General features: G+C 58.4%; 6 protein-coding genes. All 6 read right to left on the reverse strand.

The genetic code is table 11. The features are described 5' to 3' along the window. Positions 1-237: 237 nt before the first annotated feature. Positions 238-441 (reverse strand): hypothetical protein, encoded by a 204-nt coding sequence (locus tag EOL86_10625; GenBank protein ID NCD26026.1) that lies wholly within the window; start codon positions 439-441, stop codon positions 238-240. Next, positions 431-829 (reverse strand): hypothetical protein, encoded by a 399-nt coding sequence (locus EOL86_10630; protein ID NCD26027.1) that lies wholly within the window; start codon positions 827-829, stop codon positions 431-433. The genes EOL86_10625 and EOL86_10630 overlap by 11 nt, the downstream gene beginning before the upstream one ends. Continuing rightward, positions 823-3,972 (reverse strand): DUF927 domain-containing protein, encoded by a 3,150-nt coding sequence (locus EOL86_10635; GenBank protein NCD26028.1) that lies wholly within the window; start codon positions 3,970-3,972, stop codon positions 823-825. The genes EOL86_10630 and EOL86_10635 overlap by 7 nt, the downstream gene beginning before the upstream one ends. Positions 3,973-4,203: 231 nt before the next feature. Further along, entirely contained in the window at positions 4,204-4,383 is a 180-nt protein-coding gene (locus EOL86_10640; GenBank protein ID NCD26029.1) for a DNA-binding protein, read from the reverse strand. A 98-nt stretch (positions 4,384-4,481) separates the two neighbouring features. Beyond that, positions 4,482-5,153, reverse strand: a complete 672-nt coding sequence (locus EOL86_10645) for a hypothetical protein (GenBank protein NCD26030.1) — start codon at positions 5,151-5,153, stop codon at positions 4,482-4,484. A 65-nt stretch (positions 5,154-5,218) separates the two neighbouring features. After that, the gene (locus EOL86_10650) at positions 5,219-6,364 is read right to left on the reverse strand and encodes a site-specific integrase (protein NCD26031.1); all 1,146 of its coding nucleotides are present in this window, start codon (positions 6,362-6,364) and stop codon (positions 5,219-5,221) included. Between the last annotated feature and the right edge of the window lie 1,064 nt (positions 6,365-7,428).

Consider the following 7,428-nt stretch of genomic DNA (forward strand, 5'->3'; position numbering starts at 1 on the left):
CCACTCACCACTTCAAGACAAAACTGCTCTTGCTTTGCGGTCAACCGTTTCATTCATCACCATCCTTGCCGACACCGGCGTAAATCTTTGTTTCGTCGATCTTCCAGTAGGCCAGAAACCGGCAACCGCACTCCCGGCACTCATGCCGCTGCTGAAAGAAGGCATCCGTCAATGCCTGCGGTCCCTTTTTCCTGATCGTATCCGACCCACCGCATTGTGGGCATCTGACAGGTAGCTTCATAGCACCCCCTTGAAAAACAGATCCTGCTGTTGCTTGGGCAGTTCGCGCCATATCGCCCGCATGGATTCCACCCTGGCTCGGTCTCCCACCGCAAGTGGGCGGCCCCCCGTGACCATGTTCAGAAAGCCGTCCTGGGTCTGCAAGTTCGATCCGGCCCATAGGATAAAGAGCTCGTTGATTCGCTGCCGATTACTGCTCATCATCACCCCCTGGCCCAAGCAGGCAGGTTTTCAGATCCGCCATGAGTAAACGGCACTTCAGGCAGGCGTCCGGGTAGCCCCTGCACTCTGACAGATCCTTCATGGTCTTGGCGCTGGGCAGATAGTGATGCTCAATCGGGTCGATAAAGTAGCGGCCCGGTAGCGGTTCCATCGAAATGGGCGGTTCCGTCCCGGCATCCAATTTTTCGCGCACTGCTTGTTTTTTAGTGGGGCAGGTGGGGCAAGTGGGGCTAGGCCCCGTCATTCCTTGGTTAAGCCCTGCCCCACTTCCATTTTCAAAAGTGGGGCAGTGGGGCAGTAGTGGGGCACCATCCGCAAAAGTGGGGCACTGACCCTGCTGATCAAGCAGGTGGGCAACGCTCAACATACATCACCGCCTTCCAGATCCGGCGGTTCGATGACATAGCATCGGCACCGACCAAGTTCGGGCAATGTGATCTTTTGCGAAAGGTGCTTATCGTTGCGGCGTAGCAGACCGGCCTTGTCCAAGGACTTGACCGCCTGCGTTATGTTCAGGCCCGGCACCACGGCTGCCAACTGATCAGGCAGGAAAACAAACTGCACCCGACCGCCTGTTGACGTGCGCTTGAATCCGCTGCGGTCGATAATCCGGTTCGGTTCAGGCGTATCCAGATTTTCAAAACGCGCCTGGCCATATCGGGCAAGGTAGCCCAACACCAGCTTGACGGCCTGGCCATGCTCCATATCGCCGGTCGTGCCCCTGGCCTGCAACCAATCGTCGAGACACCGCTTGACCATCTGCATGGCGTGGCCCGGCGTCCAGGGCGTGACTTCCAAGGCAGTGGCCAGTTCACCAGCCACGGCCATAAGCGCAAAACGGCGGACACATCGCACCACCTGCCCACTGGCCCCTTCGGGCGTCCATGCCTTTGTGATGGCGTCCAGGTCCGTGGCAATGGTCAGATCCTGCTCACGGTCAATCAGGTTCTGAACAAATGCCCGGCCCGCGTGACCATGATGCTCTGATACTGCGTCCGTGATAACCTGCGAGAACTCCGCCCCGGTAGCATGACCATGAAGGTCTTCCCAGCATCCCAGCCCGGCCCCAGCATCCGCTGGCAATTCAAGCAGGCGGACACCGTGACCGGCTCGGCACTGCTGACCTTCTGCCTTCAGCTTGTCTTCCACTCGGATTTCCCCGGTGGAAAAAACCGCGCACCGCCACTTCCGCACCCGTCGAGCACTGCCGTCTTGATGCGCCCGTGCCCGGCCTGCTCCATTCCCCAGCATGTAAACCACTTCGCTCATGGATCGGCCTGGGGCTTCGCTCATTTCGTCCAGGGCGTAGAAAGTATCGTTGTGGATCTCCAACGCGCCTTCCAGCCCGTTCTTGGTCGCGTTCCAACTGGCCTTGGCATCGGGTCCACCCCAGACTGATAATCCGGCAAGCAGACAGGTGCTCTTGCCCGTGGACGACGTGCCAAACATATTCACGCCACCAGGCCCCATGCCCGCCTTGGCGAGTAGCGGCCCGGAAAGGGCCAGGCATACGGCCAGGGTCAAGCGGCTGTTGCCGACACTCCACTTGCCTATCGTGTCCTGCCAACCGGCCAGGCCCCCGGCCTGCTGATACGGATTCGCACTCATGGCGGATTGCATGACAATCGGCTCGGCACCGGGAAGCCCATAGACGTGATCCGGCAACACAAACCGGCCATGATGCCAGCCAACCGACGAAACGCACCGCACCCGCTCCGGCGGATTCGACTTGGAGAAAAACGCGGCCAGCCAAGCCCGCTGTTTCTGTCCCGGTTCCGGTATCCAGCCCCCGCGCACCAATTCCGCCACCCAGCCCCCGGCCCGATCGAAAAGCAGGCTGGCAGGCATGGCCCATTCATGGACAACACCATCAGGATCTCGCCACCGGAGTAATTGCCCCCACTCCCTGCTGTCAGTATTCCGCGTCCAGCCCAACACTTCTATGACCGGCCCTAGGCGGTAGGGCACTGGTTCCTTGTCAGGATTAGAATCGTCGAGATAATGTAGCCCGGCGGCGTTGACGAAATAGCCCTTGGGCATCGCTGCCCCACTTTTTGGGCCTGCTGCCCCACTTGCCCCACTTCCGTTTTCAGTAGTGGGGCAGGGCTTAACCCCCGGCCCGCTTGGGCTGGCCCCATCTGCCCCACCTGCCCCACCTTTTTTTAACGGTTGTAAAGATTTTGTGATAAATTCCCGCACCGCGTCCGGCCCCATAGCGACGTGAAGATCATTGAAGTCTGTTTGCCCTGACTCCCGATCCTGGCCAAAGTCCGGCACTGCCACATAACCATCCACGGCGGCGGCGGCGTCAATCGCGTGCTGATCAGGTTCGCCGGTCTGCTTATCCAGATCCGCAAGCATGATGATCTTGGCGTTCGGGTACTGTTCCCGCATGGCCACGGCCACTGACTTCAGATTTCCGCATGAAAGGGCGGCCACGCCTGGCAACTGTGCGTCCTGTGATGCGCTTAAAACCGTCGCAACACCTTCCCCGGCCAAAAGTATGGCCGGGCTATCAAGTCGCTCTGTAGCCCAATATGCGCCCGATTTCGTCCCGCGTCCTGCCAGGGCAGTCTTGCGGCCTGTGCCGTCGATGAACTCCAACGAGCACAAGCCCGTCGATCCGGCCTTTCGCATGGGCACCACCAACACGTCGCCTTCCAACTCTTCACCCTTGGACTTGAGCCGGTATCCGATGAACTCGTTGACAATCGCCACGTCGATTTGACGGAGCGTTGACGTGGGCGAAACCTGCTTTCGTTCCAAGTATGGATTGCTCTGCACGGGCTGGGCCTGCTGCCAGATCGTAGCAGCCCATTTCGCGGCCTGGGCCTGCTCTTGCTGAATCTCGGCTTCGGCCTGCGCTGTCGCCTGCATCCTGGCCTGCCTGCGCTGTTCGATTTGTTCCGGCGTCATCGTCGCGGCGGTATAGGTCACGTCATCACGCCACCCATTTTCCCTGGCCAGGTGGAACAAGCTGCCGATGCCGACACCGCCACCGGACTTGATGCCGCGCCACACGATCATGGCGTCGTTTTGGCTGTAATTCTCTGCCGATCTGCTCCAATCGTCCCAGATAGAGAAACCGGCATCGTTAAACTCTGACTTCAGGGCCATGCCCATACGCAACCAGTTTTCGCGGTCGTGGGCGTCGATATACTCCAAGGCATCGGCGGCCCGCTCCATAGCTGCCGGTCCATCGTCCTGTCGTGGGATGTACGTCATAGCAACACCACCCCGGCCACGATCGCGGCCAGCATGAGCAAGACTTCCACTTGACTGATTGCCAACATCGTGAAAAATTGACCCCAAGAAACGCCACGTTTCACAAGCCCCATTCCTATGCCCTGCGGTTGCCCCCCGTGGGGCTTTTTCATTTTCATAGCCTGCCCCACTTCGCGTCGTGCCCATCTGCCATGGCTCTGGTTTGTTCCACCCAGTCGGGATGCTGCGAAACAAACACCGCCAACGATGCGGCGGTCCAGCCGTCACGACCATGATGCTTTGCACGAACAGGGCGGAATCCTTCTTTCTCTTGGATCTCTCTGGTCAAATGCTCATCGTATGACAGCCCGCTCCAGATTTCCAAAACAACCATCTGCGTATTCGTGACGGCCCCAGAGAAAAACTGTTCCACTTCATTTCTGCCGACAAACTTGCTCGGCCAGTTCTTGACGGCGGCGGCGGTATCCAGACCCAGATGCACGGTAGGTGTTTTTTTGCGCTTCATGCTCGCACCCCCTACGCCTGCGGATTCACGGTTCGGGATGCAATGTAGGCGTCTAGATCCGCCACGTTGTAGCGGACGGACCGACCGATCTTGACGTACTTTGGCCCCCGCCCATAGCACCGTGCCTGCTGCATCCACTTGACGGAAATTCCAAGATACATTGCCGCGTCTTTCTCGTTCAATCTGTTCATGCGTAACTCCAAAAAGAAAAAAGCCGCGCCCTGCGGTATTGCAGAACACGGCTTAAAAATATGGAGAAAGAGACCTTGTGAGAGTATCTTTTAAGTCGTCACTTTGTTGAAGTATTTAACTCGCTGTTTTTTTTGAACATAAATTCAAGCCGCGCCCTGCATCCGCTGGTAACGTCCGTAAATTGATACCGTTTTAAGACACTGACCCACTTCTGATAATCGCCTTCGATAGTGATGCTTCCGGCGTTCAACCGTCGCTCAATTTCTCGAACTTCGCCACACAGGATAGCAAGCCTATTGTGGCGTTGGAAGTCATTGAACGTCGTGGTGCCAACCTTCATTCTCACGCCTGGATATCTGCAAATCTCAATAGCGGCTTGCTCCGCAAATCGCGGGTGGTTTTCCATGATTAGCCCAACCCGCAAGCACCCAAGCTCTTCTGCGTAGCCTTCCGCCCATGCTTTATCTCGGACTTTTTGCGACTTTGTGGCGGGTGGCTTGTTTGCAGGGTTTTTTGACTCCAAAAGATCACATATTGCCAAGCCCATTTCCGGCGGTAACGGCTGCCCTATTTCAAAAGTCCTTCGCAATGCATACAGGATGGCGCAATGGTCGTGATCTTCGTCGTCAATAACCATCCGAACGCGTGCCAGGGCCGGATTGCCAGCATCTTTTACCAGCTGGCCTATGGCTGGCTCATAGCCAAGAAGCTTTGCCCATATCATCGTCAACCGCCTGTCGTTGCGCCTGATAAAAAGATCCAGGGCCAAGCGGTCAGGCAACCGCTTTTCGGGTAGGGTAGCAAGTCCGACCTGCAAGGCCCTGGACAGATTGTCTATCCCTGGGCTTTTCCGTTGATGGCAATCACCTTGTCTTGGCCAGGGGCCAGCACTTCGTCTGCTACACTTGCGGCGCGGGCAAGGGCTTCACTGCTCAAGTGCGCGTACCGCTGCGTCATGTCGCTACTGCTATGCGTCAGGAGCCGCTGTAGCGTGTAAAGGTCCACCTTGCCCGAACTGGCCAGATGGCTGGCGAAGGTATGTCTCAACCCGTGGCATGGGCGGAAGTCCTTCGGCAATCCGGCGCGGTCACGGGGCCTGCGCCCGATCCGTTCAGGATGCGACATCGGCTTGCCGTTTCGCCCTGGCCAGACAAGCGGGCTATCCGTCCTGGTCATGGCCTTGAATATCTCCACGGCGCGCATGGGGAGCGGAACGGATTGCGTTTTGCCGTTCTTCGCGGTTTCCCCACGCAAAAGCAGAAAGCCGCGCTCTAGGTCAACGTCTGGCCACTCCACCAAGGAAAGGGCGGTCTTGCGGACGCCAGTTAGGATCATAACCCGAAAGAAGTCGGCAACGTGTTGGTCTGGCTCTTCGTCGAGCGCTTGCCAGTACGCGGCCAACTGCTCCATTGTCATGCTCTCGGTCTTTTCATTGTCGAGCTTTGGGTATCTGATTTTTAAATTCATCGGCTGTATCAAGTCGTGATCCGCTGCCCACCGGAGAACTTGACTCACCAGCGCCAACACGCCCTTGACCGATCCAGGGGCCAGGCCCTTTTCTTCCAGGTCCCGGCGGAATCGCTCCATATCGAAGCTGCATATCTCGGACGCGGGCTTGTCGCCAAGCATCGGCTTAATGTGGACGCGGTAGCGGCTCTGCGCTGCCTGTAAACTGCTTCGGCCAGCCATGCCCGATATCCACTTCGCCCATATCTCATCAAAAAAAGGAACTGTTCTTTCTTCCACCGGAGTCGAGACTTCAATGATACGCCGCGCTCGCCACGCGCTGGCTTCCTGTGGCGTTTCGGCTGGTCTGGTATCCGGCCCATCGTCGATCAACACCCTGGCCGATTCTTCGTAGACCTTGCCGCCCACACGGAACGTCACCGAGAACCGCTTGACCATCTTCCCCAGCCGGTTCTTGCGCTCCGTGAAATAGACACCAACGTACTTGGTTTTGATCCGCCCTTGCGCTGCCACGCTCCACCCCCTTCAAGAATGACCCAACAATTTACCCAACTTTCAAGGCAAAAATGGACGAAAAAAGAGAGAAGTGCAAGGGGTATTTTTGACGTAAAGCATTGAAAGAATATAAGTAGAGAGAAAAGCTAGAAACAAGGTGAAATATAGTGGCCGTGAACCACCAATACATGACCAAATCGCAGGATTCGGGCAGGTCCGGATAGACCTTGGCCAGGGCCTCGAAATAGCCCTGACCGAGCACGCCGCGTTTGGAGCTGCCGCCCAAAAACGGCGGGTTGCCGATGATGTAGTCGGCCTCGGGCCAGTCGGCCGGGCGCGGGTTGGTGAAAATCATGTCCGGCACTTGCTGGTCCGCGTCGGGCACATCGCGGCTAGTTACCGGATCGACCTTGGTGCTGTGCCCGTCCCAGCGCATGATGGGTTGGCCCGTTTCGCCGGCGCGGTAAGCCCAGGCGTCCCAGGCCAGGATGGCGTCGCGTTCTTCGATGTTGCGGAAGGCGCGGATGATGGGTTCGCTGGGCGGCGTGTGGCCGTGGGTGCGGAAATGCCATTGCAGATAGCCGATCCAGAGCACCATTTCGGCGATGCGGGCCGCGCGCGGGTTCAACTCCAGGCCCAGGAACTGGTGCGGGTCGATGTGCGCACCCTCCAGGCGCAGACGGGCTTGTCCGCCGTAGCGGGCTTCTTCCTGCATGACCTCGGCTTCCAGGCGCTTTAAGAGTTCAAAGGCCACGTACAGAAAATTGCCCGTGCCACAGGCCGGGTCCAGCACGCGCAGCAGACAGAGCTTTTTCTGAAAGGCGGTGACGATCTTGAGCGCCTTGGCCGGATCGTTTTCGGCGGTCATGCTCGCGGCGGCCTGGACGCTGCGCCACTCCTGGCGCAGGGGCGTGATCAGGGCCGGAGCCACGAGCCGCTCGACGTAGGCGCGGGGCGTAAAATGCGCGCCCAGCTTGTGGCGCTCGCGCGGGTTCAGGGCGCGTTCGAGCAGGGTGCCGAAGATGGCGGGCTCCACCTCGCGCCAGTCGGCCTTGGCGGCCTTGAGCAGCACGGCGATCTGG

The organism is Deltaproteobacteria bacterium (assembly GCA_009930495.1).
GTDB lineage: Bacteria > Desulfobacterota > Desulfovibrionia > Desulfovibrionales > Desulfomicrobiaceae > Desulfomicrobium.

Bases quoted from the DNA above. Each gene is read 5' to 3' on its own strand.
- EOL86_10625 (NCD26026.1), bottom strand. From the start codon at position 441: ATGAGCAGTAATCGGCAGCGAATCAACGAGCTCTTTATCCTATGGGCC.
- EOL86_10630 (NCD26027.1), bottom strand. From the start codon at position 829: ATGTTGAGCGTTGCCCACCTGCTTGATCAGCAGGGTCAGTGCCCCACT.
- EOL86_10640 (NCD26029.1), bottom strand. From the start codon at position 4,383: ATGAACAGATTGAACGAGAAAGACGCGGCAATGTATCTTGGAATTTCC.